Here is a 22670-nt window from a genome sequence, read left to right as displayed (position 1 = left end):
AAGGAGCGGGAAATGAACACGTCCGACGTCGACTGGGAACCACTGCGCCTGGCCGCCACCGCGGCGCTCGCCAACGCCTACGTGCCGTATTCCAAGTTTCCGGTGGGGGCTGCGGCCAGGCTGGAGGACGGCAGCATCGTTGCGGGCTGCAATGTGGAAAATGCCAGCTATGGGCTGACACTGTGTGCTGAATGCACCATGATCGGGGCGGCACGGATGCACGGCGGCGGGCTCATCACCGAGTTTTACTGTGTTGACGGCCAGGGTGCCATCCTCATGCCGTGCGGGCGCTGCCGGCAGATCCTGTTTGAATTCAGCACGGCGGACACCCGGCTGATGACCTCGTCCGGGGTGAAGACGATGGACCAGGTCCTGCCGGACGCCTTTGGCCCTCGGGACCTGGACCGGGTCGCGGCCGCACCCGGTGGGGCAAGCCACTGACTCAAGCAAGCCACCGCGAACAGTTCCAGCCCTGGAATCCACTCCTGACAGCCAGCACCGAGAATCGGACGGACACACCATGAACAGCGCATCCCCTGCAATCCCCACCTTTGACGCCGTTGACATCATCCGCACCAAGCGGGACAAGGGCACGCTAAGCGCCGACCAGATCCGGTGGACCATTGACGCCTACACCCGGGGCACCATCGCCGAGGAGCAAATGGCCGCGTTGAACATGGCGATCCTGCTCAATGGCATGAACCGGGCGGAAATTTCCCAGTGGACGGCGGCCATGATCGCCTCCGGCGACACACTTGACTTCAGCGGGCTGCGCAACGCCCGGGGTGCCGTCATGCCAACAGCCGACAAGCACTCCACAGGTGGGGTGGGGGACAAGATCACCCTGCCGCTGGCCCCGCTCGTGGCGGTATTTGGCGCGGCTGTGCCACAACTGTCCGGCAGGGGATTGGGCCATACAGGCGGGACCCTGGACAAGCTCGAGGCCATCCCCGGCTGGCGCGCCGACCTCAGCAACGAGCAGATGATGCGCCAGCTTTCGGACGTGGGTGCCGTCATCTGCGCCGCCGGCACCGGCCTGGCGCCCGCTGACAAGAAGCTCTACGCCCTGCGTGACGTCACCGGGACTGTCGAAGCCATTCCGTTGATCGCCTCGTCCATCATGAGCAAAAAGATTGCCGAGGGGACAGGAGCACTGGTCCTTGACGTGAAGGTCGGGTCCGGCGCCTTCATGAAGAACGTGGACATGGCCCGGGAACTGGCCGAGACCATGGTCGCCCTGGGCAAGGATGCCGGCGTGAACACTGTGGCGCTGCTGACGGACATGTCCACGCCGCTGGGCCTGACGGCGGGCAACGCCATCGAGGTGCAGGAATCCGTGGAGGTGCTGGCCGGCGGCGGTCCGGAGGACGTCGTGGAGCTGACGGTGAAGCTGGCGGAGGAGATGCTGGAAGCTGCCGGGATCCGCGGCGCCGACCCCGCTGCCGCGCTGCGGGACGGGCGGGCCATGGATGTCTGGCGCCGGATGATTTCAGCCCAGGGCGGCGACCCCGACGCCGCCCTGCCGGTGGCCCGCGAATCCGAGGTTGTTTACGCCCCGGCCGACGGCGTGCTTGTCGGCCTGGATGCCATGGCCGTGGGTGTTGCCGCGTGGCGCCTCGGTGCCGGGCGTGCCCGCAGGGAGGATGTGGTCCAGGCGGGGGCCGGCGTGCGCATGCATGCCAAGCCGGGTGCGCTGGTGCGTGCCGGCGAGCCGCTCATGACACTGCTGACCGACACTCCGGAAAAGTTTGACCGGGCCAAAGAGGCGCTTGAAGGTGCCGTGACGATAGCCCCCGAGGGGTCCCGGCCGGCGAACCAGCTCATCATCGACCGCATCGCCTGAGCAATGCTCCTTCAGCTCTGGCGCGTTTTTTCGGAACGCTCGCGCAGGCGGTGCCATGGCCTTGCCGAAAGCTCAACCACTGCTGATAAATCGTCCTGGCAAAAGAAGCGCTGGCGAATTCGCTCGTCCGTGCGACCAAAGCAGTAGACGCGGGCGAAAATAGTTCAGAAATATCGTCCGCTGGGTGGATACCCGCAGCCCCGCTGCGTGGGAAACTTGGAACACACAACCACCACAGGAGAGGAACCGTCCAGGGTGGACTTTTTGCACATCGTCGGTCAAATCAATTTTCTGATTGAACATTCCGCAGCCCAATGGTGGGTGATCCCGTTGGTCAGTCTCTTTTGCCTGATTGATGGATTCTTTTTGTTCCTTCCCAGCGAGACGGCCATTGTGGCGCTGGCCTCGATTTCCGCCCGCACCGGGCAACCCAATATTTGGTTCTTGATCATCGGCGCGTCGATCGGCGCCATCATTGGTGACAATATTGCCTACTTCATGGGCAAGACGCTGGGCACCACACGCTTCAAATGGATGCGCAGGCCACGCGGCGCCAAGGCATTTGCCTGGGCCGGCAAGGAACTGGAGAAGCGTGGAGCCATCTTGATTTTCACCGCACGCTACATTCCCGTGGGCAGAATTGCAGTCAATTTCACCGCCGGCGCCACCCATTTTCCGTGGCGCCGCTTTGTTTTGCTGGACGGAATTGCCGTCGTGACGTGGGCCGGGTATTCCGTGGCCGTGGGAACCTTTGCCGGTGCATGGGTCCATGACAATCCGCTGCTGGGTGTGGGAATCGCCATTGCCTTCGCGATAGCCATCGGCTTTGTGGTGGACCACGCCATGAAGTACCTGCACCATTACCTGGAAAAGCGCGGAAAATTGGCGCCGCGCCCCGAGCCGGGACTCATGGCAGCCCAGCACGCCGCCCGGGTCGAGGCTGAAACTGCCCTGCTCGCCGCCGCTGCCGAAGTGGCAGCCGGAAGCGACGAAACCGGCAGCCACGGGTCCTCCGATACAGAGCCCGCAAGCGGACGCGGCCCTGTTGGTGTCGCCGTGGCCGCGACCGCCGTCACCGAGGTAAGCGCAACCGGTGTCGCCGCAACCACCTCCGACACTGCCGGAAGCGATGAACCGGCTGCGCCCACGGCGAACGTGGGGGAGGCGCCCCGGGGAGGGGCCGACGTCGAAAGTTCCGCCGCCTTCCCCACGCCAAACACAGGCGCAGTCCCAACAATGGTGGCCGAAACCGGGTGCGAGGGGCGCCAGCCGGTGGCCGTCAAGACCGGTGTCTCAGGTGTTGCCGGCCAGCACGCCTAGCGCGCCGAACTAGCGCAGTGCCGGACACATCCCTAGAGTGGGGATTGTGACTAACCCAACTTCAGAGCACGCTGCCACGTCCATCCCCGTTGTGGACCTCAAATCGTTGCCAAAAGTATCCCTGCACGACCACCTGGACGGCGGTTTGCGTCCGGAAACCATCATCGAGTTGGCGGCACAGACGGGTCATGCACTCCCGGCCACCGACCCCGAGGAGCTGCGCGCCTGGTTTGTGCAGTCGGCAGATTCGGGTTCGCTTGAGCGCTACCTCGAAACCTTCGAGCACACAGTTGCCGTCATGCAGACGCACGATTCGCTGGTCCGCGTGGCCCGGGAATTCGTTGAAGACCTGGCCGAGGACGGCGTGGTGTACGGCGAAGTCCGCTGGGCGCCCGAGCAGCACCTCACCGCCGGGCTGAGCCTTGACGAGGCCGTCGAAGCGGTCCAGGAAGGCCTCGAGGAAGGCATGGATGCCGTCGATGAGGACGGCGGCTACATCGAGGTCGGCCAGATCGTCACGGCCATGCGCCATGCCGACCGTGGTGCCGAGATCGCCCAGCTTGCCGTGCGCCACCGCGACAACGGCGTGGTCGGCTTCGACATTGCCGGCGCCGAGGAGGGTTTCCTGCCCTCGCGCTTCACCGAGGCGTTCACGTTCCTGGCCGAAAACAACTTCCCCGCCACCGTCCATGCCGGGGAGGCTGCCGGGCTCGACAGCATTCAGGATGCGCTGGTCCACGGCCGCGCCTTGCGCCTGGGCCACGGCGTGCGCATCGCCGAAGACATCCACCTGGACGTTCAGGAAGAGGACGGGAACGACGTCGGCACCGTCACCTTGGGCGACCTGGCCCAGTGGGTGCGCGACCGCCAGATCCCGCTGGAACTGTGTCCGTCGTCGAACCTGCAGACCGGCGCCGTTGCCTCCTTCGGCACCACGATTGCCGAACACCCCATCGACCTGCTGCACCAGCTTGGCTTCAACGTCACAGTCAACACCGACAACCGGCTCATGAGCGGCACCACGCTGACCAAAGAATTCGGGCTGCTCGTTGAGACGTTTGGCTATGGCCTGGACACGGTGCTCGAGATGACCTTGAACGCCGTCCACGCAACGTTCCTGCCCATCGAAGCCCGAGAGCAGCTGGCGGACTTCATCATCGAGCACTACGAAGACGCCATGGAGGAAATGGACGACTTCGAAGACTCGGAAGACTTTGAGGCCTTCGGTGCCGCCGACGGCCCCGGCCGGGGCGATTCAGAGCTTGACGACTAGCACCGGGCAGCACGACGGCGGGCGGGCCATCTCCAGCCAACTGGAGATGGCCCGCCTTGCCGACGTCGTCGCAGCCCTGCGTGAACACTGCCCCTGGACTGCGGCACTGACACGCGACTCCCTCACGACGTATTTGCTGGAGGAATCCTATGAACTCATTGAGGCTCTCGAGGCGGGCCGCAGGGAGGAAATAGCCGGCGAACTGGGCGACATCCTGCTGCAGGTGGTCTTGCATGCCCGCCTGGCCCAGGAGGACGGCAGTTTTGACCTCGCCGATGTGGCCCGCGGACTGAGTGAGAAGCTGATCCGCCGCAGCCCCCATGTATTCCAGGCCGACGGCGCCTTGCAGGACAGCTTCCCGGCCACCATCGCCGAAATCGAGGAAACCTGGGAACGCGTCAAGGCGGCCGAACGTGCCAGCTCCGGTACCGCCGCGACTGCCAGCCCCTTCACCGGGATTCCCCGCTCACTGCCGGCCCTGGCGATGGCCCAGAAATCCATTGAGCGGGCCGAACGTGCAGGCCTCAGGGCGGGGGAGCCGCCCGGTAACCCGGGTGGGGACATCGGGACCGAGGCAGAACTCGGGAAGGTGCTGTTCGACGTCGTCCGCCTTGCCCAACAGCGAGGGATGGATGCCGAGCGGGCCCTGCGCACGGCCGTGCGTGAGTTTCAGCAGGGCGTTTAAGCGCGACTGCGGGAGTTGCTGACCGGCACCGGATGCACGCCACCGGCGGGGATCAGCAACTCCCGCCATCGTTGTTGCGGGCTGGTTCAGTCGGCCAGCAGTTTGTAGATGGTGCGGCGGGCGGCGTCGAGGGCTTCGGTGGCGGTCTTGAGCTGTTCCTCGGTTCCGCCCATGCCGATTTGCTGGACGGCTCCGGTGAGCTTGCCCATGCTCAGGCGCAGCTCCGTCCCGGCGCCGGCCTCCTGGTTGACGTCGGCCCAGACCCGGGCCATTTCCTCGATGTTCTCGGCCACATAGGCCTTGCCGGCCTCCGTCAGCTCGAATTCGGTGCGCTTGCCGTCGCCGGTTGACTCGATCAGGCCCTCGGCCTGCAGGGCCGCCAATGCCGGGTAGATCGAGCCGGGGCTGGGGCGCCAGGCGCCGTCGGTGTGGGCCCCGATGGCCCCGATCATGCCGTAGCCGTTGTAGCTGTGTTGGCTGAGCAGGGACAGGATGGCGCTGCGCACGTTGCCCTTGCGGACCCGCCCGCCCTGTCCAAAGCCGGTCCTGAAACCAGGGCGGCCGCGCCCGCCAAGTCCCGGACCGCCGTGGCCGAAGCCGGGCCCGAATCCTGGTCCAAACCCCTGTCCAAAGTCCGGGCCGCCGTCCTTGGGCCCGCCGCCGGGACCGCCACGCGGTCCGCCGCCGGGACCGCCACGCTGTCCGCGGGGACCGAAGCCCATGGGGCCGAAGCCGGCCGCGAATCTGCTGCGCCTGGGACCAAATCCGCTGTCGAAACCACCGTCGTCCGGGTTGGCTTCGGGGTCTTCGCCCGGCCCGAAGCCGGGCTTGCCGCCGCGCGGGTCCTCGCCGGGGAACCATCCGGCGGGTTCCGTGAATTCACCGTCGCCGGTGGGGGAATTGCTTTCATGGTGGCGCCGTGAGCGCGGGCCGCGGTGTTCGTCACGTTGGTTGTCGTTGTTTTCCTGTGGAAAGTTGAAGTTTTTCATGGTGTGTTGCCTGTCCCTGCGTGAATGGTTTTATGGAGGCTGCAGATGGCGGGGATCAAAGATGATCGGCGCATCCGGCCCGGTGGCGGCAGTCTGAGAGGCTGGCCGCTGATGTGTTGTCATGTCGCAGTATTTACGTTGCGATACTTAACGATATATCGCTATATTCGGTTGGGCAAGACGTTTGCCGATTTTTTTGCCCAGCAGCCCAGCGGCCCGGCGGTCCACAACCCGCCGGCGCCGCCACAATGGCGCTGTGAGCGTAGCAATGAGTGCCCCGTCACTTGGTCGGCTACCATTGAGGCGACAGCGTGGTCGACATTTACACTACAAAGCTGACTATTAGGAGCAATACATGGCACTTATTGAAGCCATTCATGCACGCGAAATCTTGGATTCCCGAGGAAACCCGACAGTTGAGGTTGAAGTTCTCCTGACCGACGGCGCCATGGGCCGCGCAGGCGTTCCCTCCGGTGCATCCACGGGTGCCTTCGAGGCAGTGGAGCTCCGCGACGGCGACAAGGGCCGTTACCAGGGCAAGGGTGTTTTGCAGGCAGTTGAGGCTGTCCTGGAAGTTATCGCACCGGAACTTGAAGGCATTGACGCCACTGACCAGCGCCTGATCGATTCCATGATGCTGGAACTGGACGGCACCCCGAACAAGGCCAAGCTCGGCGCCAACGCCATCCTGGGCGTCTCCCTGGCCGTGGCAAGTGCCGCAGCAGAGTCTGCCGGCCTGCCGCTGTACCGCTACCTGGGCGGACCCAACGCACACGTGCTGCCGGTGCCGCTGATGAACATCCTCAACGGCGGCTCGCACGCCGACTCCGACGTTGACATCCAGGAATTCATGATTGTGCCCCTGGGTGCAGCCACGTTCTCCGAAGGACTGCGCTGGGGCGTTGAGGTTTACCACAACCTCAAGTCCGTGCTGCAGGAAAAGGGCCTCTCCACCGGCCTGGGCGACGAGGGCGGCTTCGCGCCGAACCTGCCGTCCAACCGTGCTGCCCTGGACCTGATCCTGGAAGCCATCAAGCGTGCAGGCTACGAAGCCGGCAAGGACATTGGCCTGGCCCTGGACGTTGCCTCCTCCGAGTTCTTCACGGACGGCGCCTACCAGTTCGAGGGCAAGGCACTTTCCGCCGCCGAGATGAGCGCCTACTACACTGAGCTCGTCGCCGACTACCCGCTCGTGTCCATCGAGGATCCCCTGGATGAAGACGACTGGGAAGGCTGGAAGACCCTGACCGACGCCATTGGCGACAAGGTCCAGATCGTTGGCGATGACCTCTTCGTCACCAACCCCGAGCGCCTCTCCCGCGGCATCGAGGCCGCAACCGCGAACTCGCTGCTGGTGAAGGTCAACCAGATCGGCTCGCTCACCGAGACCCTGGACGCCGTGTCCATGGCCCAGCGCGCCGGTTACACCACCATCACCTCGCACCGCTCAGGCGAAACCGAAGACACCACCATTGCCGACATCTGCGTTGCCACCAACGCCGGTCAGATCAAGACAGGTGCCCCGGCCCGCTCCGAGCGCGTTGCCAAGTACAACCAGCTGCTGCGCATCGAAGAAGAGCTCGACGACGCCGCTCGCTACGCAGGCCGCAGCGCGTTCCCGCGTTTCAAGGGCTAAATAGCAACAAGAGCCGCGGCAGCTGGCTAAGGTGGAACACACACCTTGGTTCGCTGTCGCGGCTTTGTCGTCTCCGGAAACAGTTGCTGTCCGGCGAACACAGGTGGCGCACGTTTTGATCGGCAGAAGTCCTTAGGAGAAGCATGGCCACGCGACGGCCCTCGGTGCCAAAAGCCACGTTCCCGGCCGGCATTGGCAGTGCCGCGGACAAGGCTGCACAAAAAGCTGCATTGCCAAGCACGACGCCGGAACCCGGTGCGGGCGGTTCGCCCACCAACCGCGGTGGCAAGGCAGGCAGCGGCACAACAGGCAACGGCAAGACCGGCGCCAAGGCCGGCTCCGGTGCAGCAGGCGCCAAAAATGTGCGGCAGCGCGCATCCGGGCCCAACAGCCGCAGCCACCAGGACGGTGTGGTCCATGACAGCGGCAACAGCCCGGTGCCTGCACGGTCCTTCTCCGGACGGCTCCTGGTGTTGGGCCTGGCCATGGGCGTTGTGACCTTGCTGCTGGCACCCAACGTCCACACCTTCCTGGAACAGCGGGCCGAAATCTCCGCCCTGCACGAAGACATTGCCGCCCAGGAAATCCAGCAGGACGCCTACAAGTCGGAACTGGCCCGCTGGGACGACCCCGCCTACATCAAGCAGCAGGCCCGCGACAGGGTGAGCATGCTCATGCCCGGGGAAACCGGATACTGGGTGTACGGGGCGAACGGCGTCGAGGCCCTGGACAATTCGGCCGACGCTGCCAAGGCAGCAGCCGTCCAGGCGACCACCGCCAAGAACGCCACCTCATTGTCGGTCGAGCCGTGGGTGGACAGCTTGTGGGGCGCGGTGCAAAAGTCCGCTGAGGTGGCAACTGCGCCTGCTGCGCCAGCCGCACCAGCCGCCCCGGCGCCCGAGCCGGCCCCGGAACCCGAGCCCGCGCCCTGAGCCGTTCGCATGGATCCACAGCCGCTGTCCTGCACACCAGGCAATTGGGCGTGCCTGCCGGCGTCGCACGCCCAGCGGACGTGAAACGGGCTTCGCCTGAGGCAGGCGGCGGAAACCGCACTGACGGCGGCACGCTAAAATAACTGGTTGAACACAATCGCCACACCACAATTCGCCCACAGCTCCAGCCGGCAACCACGGCACTGAGCCAGTGCGCATCACGACAGTTTCAGGAAAGGCCCCCGTGCCCGCAACGCCAAGCTCCGCCTCAGGCGGGCGCGTCCCCACCCAGCACGACCTTGACACCCTCAGCCGCCAGCTCAACCGGCCGGTGCGCGACGTCGTTGAGATCCCGGCACGGTGCGTGTGCGGCAATCCGCTGGTGGCAGCCACCGCCCCGCGGCTCAGCAACGGGATTCCCTTCCCCACCACGTACTACCTGACGCATCCCGTCATTACCGCTGCGGCTTCCCGCCTGGAGGCTGCTGGCCTGATGAACGAAATGACTGACAGGCTCGGCAGCGACAGTGAGCTGGCCGCCGCCTACCTCAAGGCCCATGAAAGCTACATTGCGGCCCGTGAAGCCATTGGTGGGCGTGCGGGCACCGGCCCGGTCCCGGAGATCGCGGGAATTTCTGCAGGGGGCATGCCGTCGCGCGTCAAATGCCTGCACGTGCTGATCGGCCACGCCCTGGCAGCCGGTCCCGGCGTGAATCCGCTCGGCGACGAGGCACTTGCCGCCGTGGCGCAGTGGTGGACGGCCGACACCTGCCATTGTGCAGGTGCCTGGGACGACGGGGCGCCGGTTCCCAACAAGGATTTAAGCCGCCACGTCAAGCATTTGAACCAACAGGGGAGCTGAGCCGCATGCGCGTTGCCGCCATAGACTGCGGAACCAATTCCATCCGCCTGTTGATTGCAGATGTCGTCCAGGACGGCGACGGCGGCCAGCACCTCACCGACATGCACCGCGAAATGCGGGTTGTCAGGCTGGGCCAGGGCGTGGATGTCACAGGCATGTTGGCCGAGGAAGCGCTGACGCGCACCTTTGCCGCCGTTGACGACTATGCAGTGTTGATCCGCTCGGCAGCCGTGGAACGGGTGCGCTTTGTTGCGACCAGCGCCACGCGCGACGCCGGCAACCGCGACGTTTTCATTGCAGGCATCGAGGCGCGGCTGGGCGTGGCCCCCGAGGTTGTCAGCGGTTCCGAAGAGGCAGCGTTGTCCTTCGCCGGCGCCGTCAGTGTCCTGCCCATGCTTGAAAACCGCAACGTACTCGTCGTCGACCTTGGCGGCGGAAGCACCGAATTTGTCGTGGGCGATGCCTCCGGCGTCCGCGGTGCGCTCAGCACCAACATGGGCTGTGTGCGCTTCACCGAACGCTACCTGCAAAGCGATCCCCCCACCCCGGCGGAAATTGCCGCCGCCGAAGCCGCCATCGAGGACAAGCTCGCGGAAGTCCAGGCAGTGGTCCCGCTTGGCGAAGTCGATGGCATTGTCGGTGTGGCCGGGTCAATCACCACCATCACGGCGCACGCCCTCGGGTTGGCGAGCTACCAGAGCGAGGTGATTCATGCCGCGGTCGTGCCTCTTGCGGAAATAGACGCCGCGGCGACAGCATTGCTTGCCATGACGCGCGCGCAACGCGCGGAACTTGGCTTCATGCATCCCGGGCGTGTCGACGTCATTGGTGCGGGTGCGCTGATCTGGCGCACGGTGCTGCGGCGCCTGGCGCAGCTCAGTGGAGGGAGGCTGGAATCGGCAACGACGAGCGAACACGATATTCTGGACGGAATCGCACTGGGTGCGGCCAGCAGCTGACCCAGGTAACAAACGGAAACGAGCGTTTATGCAGTTAGGCCCACGGTTGCGTCCCATCGCTGCCGCGTTGATGACGCTTGCCCTGGCGGGATCGCTGGTGGTGGCAGCCGCCCCGGCGGCATCGGCGGACGACATCCGGAACCGCGAGTACTGGTTGCAGAACTCCGGGATCGAGAAGGCCTGGGACGTTTCGCAGGGTGAAGGCGTCAAGATAGCCATCATCGACAGCGGCATCGACAAGTCCCACGCCGACCTCAAGGGGGCCGTGGTGGGCGGCACCGACATGTCGGGGGCCGGCAACGCCGACGGCACCAAGGGCATCGGCGCCGAACCCGAACATGGCACGCTGGTGGCCACAATGCTGGCGGGCCGCGGTCACAAGGCAAGCACCCCCACCCCGTCAGCCAAGGCGAAAACCAAGTCAACAGCCAAACCCAGCACGACGGCGCCGGCCAAGCCCACCGTCGGCGCGGGCACTGACGGTGTCATCGGTGTGGCTCCCAAGGCAGAATTGCTCAGCGTTTCCGTGTGGCTTGGCGGCGACAACCCCGCGGGCAAAAACATTGACGACCAGATCCCTGCTGCCGTGAAGTGGTCTGTGGACCATGGGGCGAAGGTCATCAACATGTCCCTCGGCAGCACCTCAACGGCCTGGCCGCAAAGCTGGGACGACGCCTTCGCGTACGCCGAATCCAAAGACGTTGTCATCGTGGCGGCCGCCGGCAACAGGAAAACCGGCAGCGAACAGGTGGGGGCCCCGGCCACCATCCCGGGAATTTTGGCCGTGGGCGGCCTCGACAAGGACGGGACCGCCAGCGTCGACTCCTCCTCCCAGGGCATCAGCATCGGTGTCAGCGCCCCGGCCGAGGATCTCGCCGGGGGACTGCCCGGCGGTGGGTACGCCCGCTGGAGCGGCACCAGCGGTGCCGCCCCGATCGTCTCGGGCGTGGCGGCGCTGATCCGCGCCAAATACCCCGAGATGAGCGCGGCCCAGGTCATCAACAGGATCATTGCAACGGCCCAACCCAAGGGCGAAGGTGTGCCCAACGCCATTTACGGATATGGGATTCTCGACGCCGAGGCGGCCTTGAGCGCCGAGGTGCCCGTGGTCGAGGCAAATCCGCTGGGAAGCATTGCGGAGTGGATTCACGTCCACCGGCGCAGCGAGGTCACCCCGCCCGCCGAAGAAGGCGGGGCGGTCGAGGCTGTGCCGCAGCCTAAGCCAACCCTGACTGATATGGCCGCCCCTGTGGCGATTCCGGCGGAGCAAAGCAGCAGCCCGCTGCCCCAAGTTCTGGTCCTCGGCTCCGTTGGGCTGCTCGTGCTGATTGGTGCGGGCGGGACCTCGCATGTGCTGCTTGCACGACGACGGCTGGCTCAGCCGGAAGGTGCTGCAGGTTCCGGCGGTGCTAGTGCGGGCGGCGGCGGGAAAGCCGGCGGCCCCGGTAAGGGCGGCCCCAACCGCGGATCCGGTTCCGGCGGCAGTTCAGGAAGTGACGGAACTTCGGGCGGCGGCGGAAAAGCCGCCGAGGGGGAGTCCCCGGCTGCAACGTCAGCAGCCGCCGGGAAGTCGGCCAAGCCGGCGTCGGACGCGGCATCGGAGCCGGCCCCGGAAACATTGTCCAGCAGGCGCGACAGCCGTCCCGCCAAGGCAAGCCACAAACACTAGGCCCACTCGCCGGCCGCAACCCTGTCCTGCGCAGTCTTGCCGGCCACAACCCGGCCCTGCGGAACCCTGCCCTGCGCTGCCCAAAAGCCGCCAACAACCGCTATGTTAAGCCGTTGTGCAGTTGGCTAGTGAATATTTTCACAAAGAACTGTATTATGGAGTTATGGCAATCACTCCAACATTTTCAGCACGTCCGCGCGTCCTTGTAGTTGGCGGCGGTTACGTCGGCCTCTACACGGCCTTCAACCTGCAGAAGAAGATCGCAAAATCAGGTGGCATCGTCACCCTGGTCGATCCACTGCCCTACATGACGTACCAGCCGTTCCTGCCCGAGGTGGCCGGCGGAAACATCGAGGCGCGCCACGCGGTTGTCTCCCACCGCAAGCACCTGAAGCAGACCGAGCTCATCCAGGGTTCCGTCACGGCAATTGACCACGAGAACCGCAAGGCAGTCGTGGCCCCGGCCGACGGCGGCGAGCCGTTCGAGCTGACCTACCACGACGTCGTCGTGGCTGCAGGTGCCATCACGCGCACCTTCCCGATCAAGGGCCTGGCCGAATCCGGCATCGGCCTGAAGACCATCGAGGAAGCCGTTGCACTGCGCAACCAGGTTCTTTCCCTCATCGAGCAGGCCTCCACGGAGACCGACCCGGCCAAGCGCAAGCGCGCCTTGACCTTCGTCGTCGTCGGTGGCGGCTTCGCCGGCATTGAAACCATCGCCGAACTTGAAGACATGGCACGCGCCGCCGTCAAGCTCAACGCCCGCGTGGAGCAGTCCGAGCTGCGCTTCGTCCTCGTTGAAGCCATGGGACGCATCATGCCCGAGGTCACCGAATCCCAGGCCCTGTGGGTTGTCGAGCACCTCCGCGGCCGCGGCGTTGAAGTTCTGCTGAACACCTCGCTGGACAACGCCGAGGAATCCAACCTCAAGCTCATCAACCTGCCGGACAAGTCCCTGGCCCAGCAGTTCGATGCCGACACCCTGATCTGGACCGCCGGCGTCATGGCCAACCCCATGGTTCGCTCCACCGATTTCCCGATCGAGCCCCGCGGCCGCGTCTCCGTGAACGGGAACCTGCAGGTTTCCGGCGAATTCGGTGTCATCGAAAACGCCTGGGCCGCCGGCGACGTTGCGGCTGTCCCGGATGTCACCGGCGGACTGCCGGACGGCACCTGCGTCCCCAACGCCCAGCACGCCCTGCGTCAGGCCAAGCGCCTGGCCAAGAACCTGTGGGCCAGCCGGTTCAACAAGTCCTTGAAGGGTTACAAGCACAAGAACCTCGGTGCCGTTGCCGGCTTCGGCCAGTGGAAGGGTGTTGCCAAGATCATGGGCATCCAGCTCAAGGGTGCGCCCGCATGGCTTGCACACCGCGGCTACCACGGACTGGCCATGCCCACCGTTGAGCGCAAGATCCGCGTGCTCTCGGACTGGTTCGTCACCATGATCGCCGGCCGCGATCTGGCCCAGCTGGAGAACCTGCAGGCGCCCCGCGCCACGTTCGTCTCCGCTGCCACACCGAAGCCCAAGCCTGCTGCCAAGCCGGTCGAGGCCCCCGCAGCTGAAGCCCCCAAGGTTGAAGCCAAGGAAGAAGCAACCGCGAGCAAGTAGCCACCGCTGCTGAACCGCGTTCGACGGCGGCCCTCCCCACAGTCTGCACCCAGACTGTGGCGGAGGGCCGCTTTTGTCTGCCCGGCTGCCGCGGCCGGGGCGGTGGCAGCTTGTGGCACTAGACTGAGCTGATGATTATCCGTCGTGAACATGCCGGGGACAGGCCCGAAGTCCTGGCCCTGGTGGAGGCTGCGTTTCCCGAGCCCGTTGAGGCACGGCTGCTGCGGGAGCTTTTTGCGGCGCGCGAGTACCTCCCCAAGCTGTCGCTCGTGGCCGAATCCGAGCGGGGAGAAATCCTGGGATATGTGATCACCACCCGGGCTTGGATCGGGGCGGCCAATTCGTTGGGATTGGGTCCCATAGCCGTGTTGCCGGGATACCAAAGGCAAGGCATCGGCACAGCCTTGATGGACGCCACCATCGCTGCAGCCAACACCATGGGCGAGCAAACGATCGTGCTGCTGGGCAGCACCGAGTACTATCCGCGCTTTGGCTTCGTGCCGGCGGACTCCATGGGGATTGCCTCCCCGGACCCGTCGTGGGGATCGCATTTCATGGCGTTGGCGTTGGACGCCTTTGTGCCCGGCCTGCACGGACACTTTAAATATTCCGAACCATTCAACTCACTCTGACGACCGGTTTCCTGCACGGGCTGCCCATCCAGTAATGTTGACGGCAGCCGGTTCAGTTTTTCGGCCACGCCCCAGTAGCCCAATGGCAGAGGCACCAGACTTAAAATCTGTAAAGTGTGGGTTCGAGTCCCACCTGGGGTACCAAGAAAGACCGCCAATGTGCGGAAGCCATACGGCGTCGAAACGAAGCAAGTTGGGCAGGCGGTTCGTGGCCGCTGCCCGGCGCCCCACCCTGATGCACGCCACAACGGGCTCAGCCCGCGCCGTCGGCGGACAAGCCCTTCCCTTCACGGGGAAGCTTGGCTCCCGGCCCGCATAAGGCGCCTTAAGCGAACAATGGGTGAACGTTTGCTGGGAATGGGCTGACAATGGGGGCCGTGGGGAATAAAAAAGTGGCTCCCGGCGGCTGACTTGATAGAGTTAGTAAATATCTTCACCCCCTATTTAGGAGGAAACAGCATCATGGCCCTTGGTGGTAATCCGGTTTTTGCCAATAACAAAAACTTCAAGGACACACCCTCGTCCCAGCGCGGCTTCGTCAACGGCGGGGCCGACACCATGGCTGCCCAGACGCAGTTGTCCGCGCAGCAGTTGCAGGACATGTACAGCAAGCCGTCCGCCAACGCCGCACAGACCGGCCGCATGACGTACGACGACGTCATCATGAAGACAGTCTTCACCCTCGCCCTGGTTCTGGTGGGTGCGGCCCTTGGCTGGATCGTACCCGTGCTGATGTGGCCGGGCATGATCGTTGGCCTCGTCCTTGGTTTGGTGAACTCGTTCAAGAAGCAGCCCTCGCCGGCGCTCATCCTTGCTTACGCACTCTTTGAGGGCATGTTCCTCGGGGCGCTCTCGGGCCTGCTGGAGAACATCTACCCGGGCATCGCGATCCAGGCAGTCCTTGGCACCCTCAGTGTGTTCGTCGTGACCTTGCTGCTGTTCCGCAATGGCAAGATCCGTGCCACCCCGAAGATGACGCGCTTTTTCATCATCGCGCTGTCCGGCTATGCACTGTTCTCGCTGATCAACCTCGGCCTGATGATGTTCGGAGCCACCAACACCCCTTGGGGCATCAATGGCATGGACATCCCCGGAACCAACATCCCCTTCGGTGTTGTCATCGGATTGCTGGCCATCGGCCTGGCCTCGTTCTCACTGATCGTTGACTTCACCTCCATTGAAAGAGGCGTGCAAAACGGGGTGCCCACCAAGTACTCCTGGACGGCGGCCTTCGGCCTGACGGTGACACTGGTGTGGCTGTACGTGGAGATCCTGCGCCTGCTGGCCATCTTGCGTGGCAACGACTAGACGTCCTGTCGCAAAATTACTTTGGCAACGCCCGGCCCCATGGGGACCGGGCGTTGTTTCCATAGCCTGACTTTTCAAAAACCGAAATAAGCAACACCCGTTGTAAATATCTAGCGAGAGCAGCTCATGAACGTATCCCCTCTGATCTGGGGCATTACCATTGTCATAATTATGGGCCTTCTGGCCTTTGATTATTTTTTCCACATCCGCAAGGCGCACATTCCCACCTTGCGTGAAGCAGCCATCTGGTCCTCAATTTATGTTGGCCTGGCAGTTGTCTTCGGTGTGGCAGTGTTCATCTTCGGCGGACCCACCATGGGTGGGGAGTACTTTGCCGGGTACATCACGGAAAAGGCCCTAAGCGTTGACAACTTGTTTGTCTTCCTTGTCATCATGTCCAGCTTCAAGGTTCCGCGCGAAGACCAGCAGAAGGTTCTGTTGTTCGGCATTGTCTTCGCGCTGATCGCCCGCACCGGCTTCATTTTTGCCGGCGCCGCACTGATCAACACCTGGTCCTGGATGTTCTACATCTTCGGCATCATCCTGCTCATCACGGCAGGCAACCTGCTCAAGGAGGAGGACAGCGAAGGCGACGACGCCGACAACTTCATCATCAAGTTGGCCAAGCGCCTGTTCAACACCTCCGACAAGTACGACGGCGACAAGCTCGTCACCAAGATTGACGGCAAGAAGGTCCTCACCCCGATGCTGCTGGTCATGGTCGCCATTGGCGGCACCGACCTGCTGTTCGCACTGGACTCGATTCCGGCCATCTTCGGCCTGACCCAGAACGTGTACATCGTCTTCACGGCGACGGCGTTCTCCCTCATGGGCCTGCGCCAGCTCTACTTCCTCCTTGACGGCCTGCTGGACCGTTTGATCTACCTGTCCTACGGCCTCGCCGCCATCCTGGCCTTCATCGGTGTGAAGCTCGTGCTGCACGCACTGCATGAGAACAACCTGCCGTTCATCAACGGCGGAGAGCCCGTTCCGGTCTTCGAGATCAGCACCAGCCTTTCGCTGATCGTCATCATCGGCGTCCTGGCCATCACCATTATCGGCTCGCTTGTGAGCAAGTCGGGCAAGGCCCAGACTGTCCTGAACAACGCCCGGCGCCACGCCGACAGCTACCTTGACCTTGACTACACGGCAGATTCGGCCGAGCGTGAGCGGGTCTACAACCTGCTCATGGTCGAGGAAAAGACCATCCAGACAATGGAAGTAAAGTTCCGCGACAAGCACAAGGACTCCGAAGAGATCCTTGAACAGATTGAAAAAGCACACCAGCAGCACAGGGACTACCGACTCAAGTAGCCCCTCCCCAACAAAGTGACCCGCAGTTGTGGTTGTTGGATCAATCGTTTTCGATTGATCCAACAACCACAACTGCGGGTCACTTTGGTTTAAGGGTTTAAGGGGGTGGCGGGTGAGGGGTTTGGGGTTAGCGGATCCTGCGGGCTCCCGGGGCGGGGGAGACGGCGAAGATGTCGGGGACCCCGAAGCCTGCCTCTGCAAAGGCCTGGACGACGGCGGCGCCCACCTGTGCTTCCTCGGCTGCGGGGATGAGGGCGATTGCCGAGCCGCCAAAGCCGCCGCCGGTCATGCGGGCACCCAGGGCGCCGTGGGCCAGCGCGGTGTCAACGGCGAGGTCCAGTTCGGCACAGGAAATCTCAAAGTCGTCGCGCATGGAGGCGTGGCTTGCGGTGAGGAGCGCACCAATGGCGGCCGGTCCGGCGTCGTCCAACACCGCAACGGTGTCAAGGACGCGCTGGTTCTCGGTCACGATGTGGCGCACCCGTCGGAACGTCTCCTCATCGAGCAGGCCGGCGGCCTCGGGCAGCTCGGCGGCGGTGATGTCACGCAGGGCCCGCACACCGAGCACCTCGGCACCCAGCTCGCAGGAGGCCCGCCGGGCAGAGTAGCCGCCGGTCGCATGGGCGTGGCTGACCTTGGTGTCCACGACGAGGATCAGCAGCCCGGCGGCCGCCAGGTCCAGCGGCACGAGCCTGGACTCCTGCGTGCGGCAGTCAAGGTACAGAGCATGGCCGTCGGTGGAGAGCAGCGACGCCGACTGGTCGAGGATGCCTGTGGGTGCGCCAACAACCTCGTTCTCGGCACGCTGGCCCACAAGAACCAGCTCGTTCAGGCTCAGGCCGGCAGATTCCAGCTCGTTGAAGGCTGTGGCGACGGCGCACTCGATGGCGGCCGAGGAAGACAGGCCGGCGCCCGAGGGCACGGTTGACTCCAAATACAGGTCAAAGCCGCCAACGGTGATGCCCATCTGGCGCATGACCCACACAACGCCCAGGGGATACGCGGTCCAGCCGCCCATGGTGTCGTGGGAGAGCGTGTCCAGGTCCACTGTGACAACGCCCTGGTCGCCGTAACTGGAGACGAGCCGCGCGGTGGTGTCCTCGCGCCGGCGGATGGCCACGACAGCGCTGCGGTCAATGGCGAAGGGCAGCACGAAACCTTCGTTGTAGTCGGTGTGCTCGCCGATCAGGTTGACCCGGCCGGGGGCCGACCAGACCCCGTCCGGTGCTGCGCCATAGGCGGCCTCGAAGGCCGCGGCGATCCGGGCGGCATCGATGGAGGCACTCATGCCTGTCCTGCTTTCAATGTTGCGGAGGTGCGGCGCAGCATGGCCGCTGTCTGCTCGGGAGTGGTGTCGTTGATGAAGGCGCCCATGGCGGCTTCGGAACCGGCCAGGAATTTCAGCTTGTCGGCTGCCCGGCGCGGGGATGTGAGTTCGAGGTGGAAACGGCCTGCCGGGCGCAGCAACGCATCCAGCGGCGCCTGGTGCCAGGCCGCAATGTAGGGCGTGGGGGTGTCGTACAGCTTGTCGAGGGTGCGCAGCACATCCAGGTACATGACGGCGAGCTCGTCCCGCTCGGCATCGTTGAGCGCGGCAAAGTCGGGCACGTGCCGGTGCGGGGTCAAATGGATTTCCAGGGGCATGTGGGCGGCAAAGGGCACATAGGCGCTGAAGTGCGTGCCCTGGGCGATCATGCGTTCACCGGATTCTGATTCCTTGGCCACTATGTCACCCAGGAGTGTGGCCGTGCCGTTGTTGTCGTCGTAGAACTTCCGGGCGGCGGCGGCCATGACTTGGCTGCGCGGCGGCACGTAGGAGTAGGCGTAGATCTGCCCGTGCGGGTGGTGGAGTGTCACGCCGATGTCCTGGCCGCGGTTTTCAAAGGGGAAGACCTGCTTCACCCCGGGCAGCGCGCTGAGTGCCTCGGTGCGGTGGGCCCAGGCGTCGATGACGGTGCGTGCCCGTTCGGTCGACAGTCCGCCGAAGGAGCCGGTGTGTTCGGGGGTGAACGCAACCACTTCACAGCGGCCGAACGCCCGGCCCTGCGTTCCCCAGACTGGGAGTTCCGGCACCGGGCCGACGGCCGGTCCCAGCGAGGGGAAGCGGTTCTCAAAAACTGCCACATCGTAGTCCGAGTCGGGAATCTCCGAGAGGTTCGCCCCGGTTGTAGGGCACAGCGGGCACTGGTCGGCAGGTGGCAGGTAGGTGCGGGTCTGCCTGTGGGCGGCAATCGCGACCCAGTCTCCCGTGAGGGCGTCAAAGCGCAGCTCGCCGGTATTTGCCTCCGAGCGGGGGTCGAGGGGGCGTGTGTCGGGGGCTGCATGGTTCTTGGCCACGGATCCGTCATCGAAGTAGATGAGTTCGCGGCCGTCGGCCAGAAGCGTTTTGGTGGGGGTGGTCATGAGGTCTTCCTGGGGGTGTTGGCGGCAGCAGTCGGGGACGTGATGAAGTGGGGGACGCGGGCCGTGAACAGTTCGGCGGCGGCTGTGCTGACGGCGTCGTCGGTAATGATGGTGTCCACGGCGCTCAGGGGCGCAATCGAACCCAGTGAGCGGACCTGGAACTTGGTGCTGTCAGCCAGGATCACCAGGCGCGTGGTGGCCTCGATGAACGCCGCGTTTGTCTCGGCTTCAAGCAGGTTCGGGCTGGTCAGGCCGCGGTCGGTGTCCAAGCCATGGACGCCCATGAAGCAAATGTCTGTGTTCAGGTGGTTCAGCGCCATGCGCGCCACCGGGCCCACCAGGGCTTCGGACGGTGTTCGTTCCCCGCCTGTGACGATGACCTTCAAGTCTGAGCTGCCTTGCTGGAGGTAAAGCAGCTCGGCTATTTTCAAGGAGTTGGTGACGACCGTCAGGCTGCCCAGCCGTTCAAGCTCCGCGGCCAGGGCGACGGCGAGCTGGTACGTTGTGGTGCCGCCGGTCAGGGCCAGGGTCATCCCGGGCTGGACCAATTCCAGTGCCTGCCGGGCAATGGAAAGCTTGCCTTCAAGCTGCTTGTCGACGTTGAGCAGGAAGCCGGGCTCAAGGGCGCTGAGCCGCGCGAGTCGCATGGCGCCGCCGTGGATCTTGCGGGCCAGCCCGTTCTGGTCGAGGGCCTCAATGTCGCGGCGAATGGTCATTTCGCTGACATTCAAGGCCGTCGCAATGTCGGCCACGCGCACAGCTTCGTGCAGCTGCAGCTCCTTGAGGATGCGCGATTGGCGCTCTGGTGCCAGCATGGGGGCCCCTTACTCTAATTCGGAACAATATAAACACTTTCAAACAAAATCTTACATGAAAGTGGGTGGATTTGAACCCAACCGGGGGAAATGTTGTGTTGCGAACGATCGATAAGCTGTACTCTAATCCCCATGACAACCCCCAATGATGCCCCGGAACCGCGGGCAGCCACCGGAACCCAGTTCACCTTGCGACGTGCGGATGCCACGGCCATTGTTACCTCACTGGCGGCCGGGCTGCGTCATTATGACAGGGGCGGTGTGGACCTTGTGGAGAGCTACCCCCTTGACGCCATCGCCCCGGGTGCTGCCGGAATCACGCTTGCACCCTTCGCGAACCGCATCGACGGCGGGCTGTGGGAGCTGGACGGGGCCGCGCAGCAGCTGGACATTACGGAGGTTGCCCGCAACAACGCCATCCATGGATTGTTGCGCAACACCGGCTACCACGCCCTCGAGACGAGCGACGCGCATGTGCTGCTTGAGGCTGTCATTCATCCCCAGCACGGCTATCCGTTTCTGGCCCGGCACCAGGTCCGCTACGAATTGGATGGCGCCGGCCACCTGCGCGTCTCCCAGACCCTTGTCAACGACTCCGCCCGCCGGGCCCCGTTCGTCCTTGGCGCGCACCCTTACTTCAGGCTCGGCACCGTTGCGCCGGAGGAGCTGCGCATCCAGGTCCATGCCGACAGCTACCTGCCCGCCAACGACCGCATGATTCCGACAGGGACGGCAGCGGTGTCCGGGCGGTACGAGCTGCGCGGGGGAAGGCCAGTCCCGGAGTCCGTGATGGACACGGCCTTCACCGATCTGCAGACGGACGACGGCGTTGCCCGGCACACGCTGTCCGGCCCGGACGGGCGCAGCGTGAGTTTGTGGCACGACGGAAGCGTCAGCCATGTGCACGTGTACGTCACGGAGCAATTCCCCGGCCGCTCCCTCGCTGTTGCCATGGAACCCATGACGGGGCCGGCCAACGCGTTCAACTCCGGCGACGGCCTGAGGTGGCTGGGAGCGGGGGAGTCCTTCACCATGAACTGGGGCGTGGAAGCGGTTCTGTGAGCGCCGCTGCGGTCCCGGTCCGCCCAATGGATGGGCGCCGGTTACAGTATTCGCCGCTCATGGGGAATTATTGAGCTATGACGCCCGAAGAACAGCAGCAACTGCACACTCCGCTGGAAGAGTCTTCAATGGTCCCGGTGGGGATGCGTGTGGCCGCTGCCTGGTCGTGGCGGGTCGCCATTGTGCTGATAGTTTCCGCCATGCTGATCTGGCTGCTGAGCAAGGTCACCATCCTGCTCATCCCGATCATGGTGGCCACCATCCTGGCCTCCCTGCTGCGGCCCCTGGTCAAGAAGATGAAGCAAATTGGCCTGCCCCAGGGCCTGAGCGTGGCGATCGCGGAGGTCGGTCTCGTCGTCGTGGTGTTGGGCGCGCTGTTCCTCGTCGGACGGCAAATGATCGTGGGCTTTTCAGACCTGAGCCAGCAGGCCATCAAGGGCCTGATCAAGATTCAGGATTGGCTGACCACCGGGCCGCTGGCGCTGAGCAACGACCAGATGACCAAGTACCTCGACGAGGCGCTGGCGGCACTGCAAAACAACACGAATGCCATCTTGTCGGGCGCCCTGGGCGTGGGCAGCGGCCTCACCCATTTCAGTGTGGGGCTGCTGCTGACCTTGTTCATCCTGTTGTTCTTCCTGTTGGAGGGCCAGGACATCTGGGCGTTCACCGTCAAATTTTTCCCGCGCCGGGCCCGACCGGCCGTGGATGGTGCCGGGCGCCGCGGCTGGGTGTCACTGGGCAACTACGCCCGCGTGCAGATACTCGTTGCCGCCGTCGACGCCATCGGCATCGGCGCCGGTGCGGCCATCATTCAGGTGCCGCTGGCGCTGCCGCTGGGTGTCCTGGTTTTCGTGGGCTCATTCATTCCCGTGGTCGGTGCGCTGGTGACGGGTGCCGTTGCCGTTCTGCTGGCCCTCGTCGCCAACGGCTGGGTCAATGCGCTCATCATGCTCGGCATCGTTTTGCTCGTGCAGCAGCTCGAAAGCCACCTGCTGCAGCCGTTCATCATGGGCCGGGCCGTTTCCCTGCACCCGGTTGCTGTCATCTTGGCTGTTGCCGCGGGCTCCGGCGTGGCCGGCATCCTCGGCGCCTTGTTTGCCGTGCCCCTCCTGGCGGTGGCAAATTCCTTCATTCGCTACATTTCCGGGCGGGGCTGGGAACATGACCCGGAGCTTCCCGACATTTACGGCTTGCCGCAAGTGGTCCCGGACGGCGGTGGCACCGGTGCCGGAGCCGGAACCGGCGCGGCCTCCGGCGTTGCCCGGGAGGGTGCCGGCCAAGCCGGCGCAGAAGATTTTCCCTGATCCGACGTCGGACGCCAGCCGCCGGCACCATAGACCGAAACCAACCGGCCCC

General features: G+C 64.5%; 20 protein-coding genes and 1 tRNA gene. 17 read left to right on the top strand and 4 right to left on the bottom strand.

The genetic code is table 11. From position 1 onward, the window contains the following. The first annotated feature begins 12 nt into the window (after nt 1-12). From AC1L6K_RS17740 to AC1L6K_RS17720, 5 genes are all read left to right on the top strand, one after another. Nucleotides 13-441: a cytidine deaminase gene (locus AC1L6K_RS17740; protein WP_480950150.1), complete on the top strand. Its 429-nt coding sequence runs from the start codon at nt 13-15 to the stop codon at nt 439-441. Nucleotides 442-520: 79 nt separating this feature from the next. Continuing rightward, nucleotides 521-1843, top strand: a complete 1323-nt coding sequence (locus tag AC1L6K_RS17735) for a thymidine phosphorylase (protein ID WP_480950149.1) — start codon at nt 521-523, stop codon at nt 1841-1843. Nucleotides 1844-2050: 207 nt separating this feature from the next. Continuing rightward, nucleotides 2051-3163 (top strand): DedA family protein, encoded by a 1113-nt coding sequence (locus AC1L6K_RS17730; RefSeq protein ID WP_480950148.1) that lies wholly within the window; start codon nt 2051-2053, stop codon nt 3161-3163. Nucleotides 3164-3209: 46 nt separating this feature from the next. Beyond that, nucleotides 3210-4436, top strand: a complete 1227-nt coding sequence (locus AC1L6K_RS17725; RefSeq protein WP_480950147.1) for an adenosine deaminase — start codon at nt 3210-3212, stop codon at nt 4434-4436. Beyond that, nucleotides 4426-5121: a MazG nucleotide pyrophosphohydrolase domain-containing protein gene (locus tag AC1L6K_RS17720; protein ID WP_480950146.1), complete on the top strand. Its 696-nt coding sequence runs from the start codon at nt 4426-4428 to the stop codon at nt 5119-5121. The genes AC1L6K_RS17725 and AC1L6K_RS17720 overlap by 11 nt, the downstream gene beginning before the upstream one ends. An 86-nt stretch (nt 5122-5207) precedes the next feature. Here the strand turns inward: AC1L6K_RS17720 and AC1L6K_RS17715 are convergent, their stop codons facing one another. Then, nucleotides 5208-6110 carry a PadR family transcriptional regulator gene (locus AC1L6K_RS17715; RefSeq protein WP_480950145.1) on the bottom strand — a complete coding sequence of 301 codons (903 nt, stop codon included), beginning with the start codon at nt 6108-6110 and terminating at the stop codon, nt 5208-5210. Between the two features lie 355 nt (nt 6111-6465). On the opposite strand from AC1L6K_RS17715, the gene eno reads away from it, so the two are divergent. From eno to AC1L6K_RS17665, 10 genes are all read left to right on the top strand, one after another. After that, nucleotides 6466-7746, top strand: coding sequence for a phosphopyruvate hydratase (gene eno, locus AC1L6K_RS17710; protein ID WP_480950144.1), 1281 nt, complete (start codon nt 6466-6468; stop codon nt 7744-7746). 143 nt (nt 7747-7889) lie between these two features. Further along, a complete protein-coding gene (locus AC1L6K_RS17705) occupies nt 7890-8678 on the top strand; it encodes an FtsB family cell division protein (protein ID WP_480950143.1) in 789 nt (262 codons plus the stop codon). Nucleotides 8679-8922: 244 nt separating this feature from the next. Then, the gene (locus tag AC1L6K_RS17700) at nt 8923-9540 is read left to right on the top strand and encodes a DUF501 domain-containing protein (RefSeq protein WP_480950142.1); all 618 of its coding nucleotides are present in this window, start codon (nt 8923-8925) and stop codon (nt 9538-9540) included. 5 nt (nt 9541-9545) lie between these two features. Further along, on the top strand, nt 9546-10499 hold the full coding sequence (locus tag AC1L6K_RS17695) for a Ppx/GppA phosphatase family protein (RefSeq protein ID WP_480950141.1): 954 nt from the start codon (nt 9546-9548) through the stop codon (nt 10497-10499). Nucleotides 10500-10527: 28 nt separating this feature from the next. Continuing rightward, nucleotides 10528-12168 carry a S8 family peptidase gene (locus AC1L6K_RS17690; RefSeq protein WP_480950140.1) on the top strand — a complete coding sequence of 547 codons (1641 nt, stop codon included), beginning with the start codon at nt 10528-10530 and terminating at the stop codon, nt 12166-12168. A 163-nt stretch (nt 12169-12331) separates the two neighbouring features. After that, the gene (locus AC1L6K_RS17685; protein WP_480950139.1) at nt 12332-13777 is read left to right on the top strand and encodes an NAD(P)/FAD-dependent oxidoreductase; all 1446 of its coding nucleotides are present in this window, start codon (nt 12332-12334) and stop codon (nt 13775-13777) included. A 131-nt stretch (nt 13778-13908) separates the two neighbouring features. Next, the gene (locus tag AC1L6K_RS17680; RefSeq protein ID WP_480950138.1) at nt 13909-14409 is read left to right on the top strand and encodes a GNAT family N-acetyltransferase; all 501 of its coding nucleotides are present in this window, start codon (nt 13909-13911) and stop codon (nt 14407-14409) included. Between the two features lie 68 nt (nt 14410-14477). Beyond that, nucleotides 14478-14553 (top strand) — tRNA-Leu (locus tag AC1L6K_RS17675). A gap of 318 nt (nt 14554-14871) precedes the next feature. Continuing rightward, nucleotides 14872-15717, top strand: coding sequence for a Bax inhibitor-1/YccA family protein (locus AC1L6K_RS17670; protein ID WP_480950137.1), 846 nt, complete (start codon nt 14872-14874; stop codon nt 15715-15717). Between the two features lie 126 nt (nt 15718-15843). After that, complete coding sequence (locus tag AC1L6K_RS17665; protein WP_480950136.1) at nt 15844-17031, top strand: TerC family protein; 1188 nt, start codon at nt 15844-15846, stop codon at nt 17029-17031. A gap of 127 nt (nt 17032-17158) precedes the next feature. On the opposite strand, the gene galK is transcribed toward AC1L6K_RS17665, so the two are convergent. Genes galK through AC1L6K_RS17650 form a run of 3 tightly spaced genes read right to left on the bottom strand, consistent with a single transcriptional unit; the run spans nt 17159 to nt 20249 of the window. Continuing rightward, the gene (gene galK, locus AC1L6K_RS17660) at nt 17159-18319 is read right to left on the bottom strand and encodes a galactokinase (RefSeq protein ID WP_480950135.1); all 1161 of its coding nucleotides are present in this window, start codon (nt 18317-18319) and stop codon (nt 17159-17161) included. Next, nucleotides 18316-19434: a galactose-1-phosphate uridylyltransferase gene (gene galT, locus AC1L6K_RS17655; RefSeq protein ID WP_480950134.1), complete on the bottom strand. Its 1119-nt coding sequence runs from the start codon at nt 19432-19434 to the stop codon at nt 18316-18318. Before galT ends, galK begins: the two co-directional genes overlap by 4 nt. Continuing rightward, complete coding sequence (locus tag AC1L6K_RS17650) at nt 19431-20249, bottom strand: DeoR/GlpR family DNA-binding transcription regulator (RefSeq protein WP_480950133.1); 819 nt, start codon at nt 20247-20249, stop codon at nt 19431-19433. The genes galT and AC1L6K_RS17650 overlap by 4 nt, the downstream gene beginning before the upstream one ends. Nucleotides 20250-20381: 132 nt before the next feature. Between AC1L6K_RS17650 and AC1L6K_RS17645 the strand changes: the two genes are divergently transcribed. Further along, nucleotides 20382-21311 (top strand): aldose 1-epimerase family protein, encoded by a 930-nt coding sequence (locus AC1L6K_RS17645; protein ID WP_480950132.1) that lies wholly within the window; start codon nt 20382-20384, stop codon nt 21309-21311. A gap of 77 nt (nt 21312-21388) precedes the next feature. Continuing rightward, nucleotides 21389-22618, top strand: a complete 1230-nt coding sequence (locus AC1L6K_RS17640) for an AI-2E family transporter (RefSeq protein WP_480950131.1) — start codon at nt 21389-21391, stop codon at nt 22616-22618. Nucleotides 22619-22670 lie beyond the last annotated feature (52 nt).

This window comes from Specibacter sp. BI4, assembly GCF_056680095.1.
The sequence above is the reverse complement of the archived record's forward strand: the minus strand, read 5'-3'. Positions and strand labels throughout refer to the sequence as shown.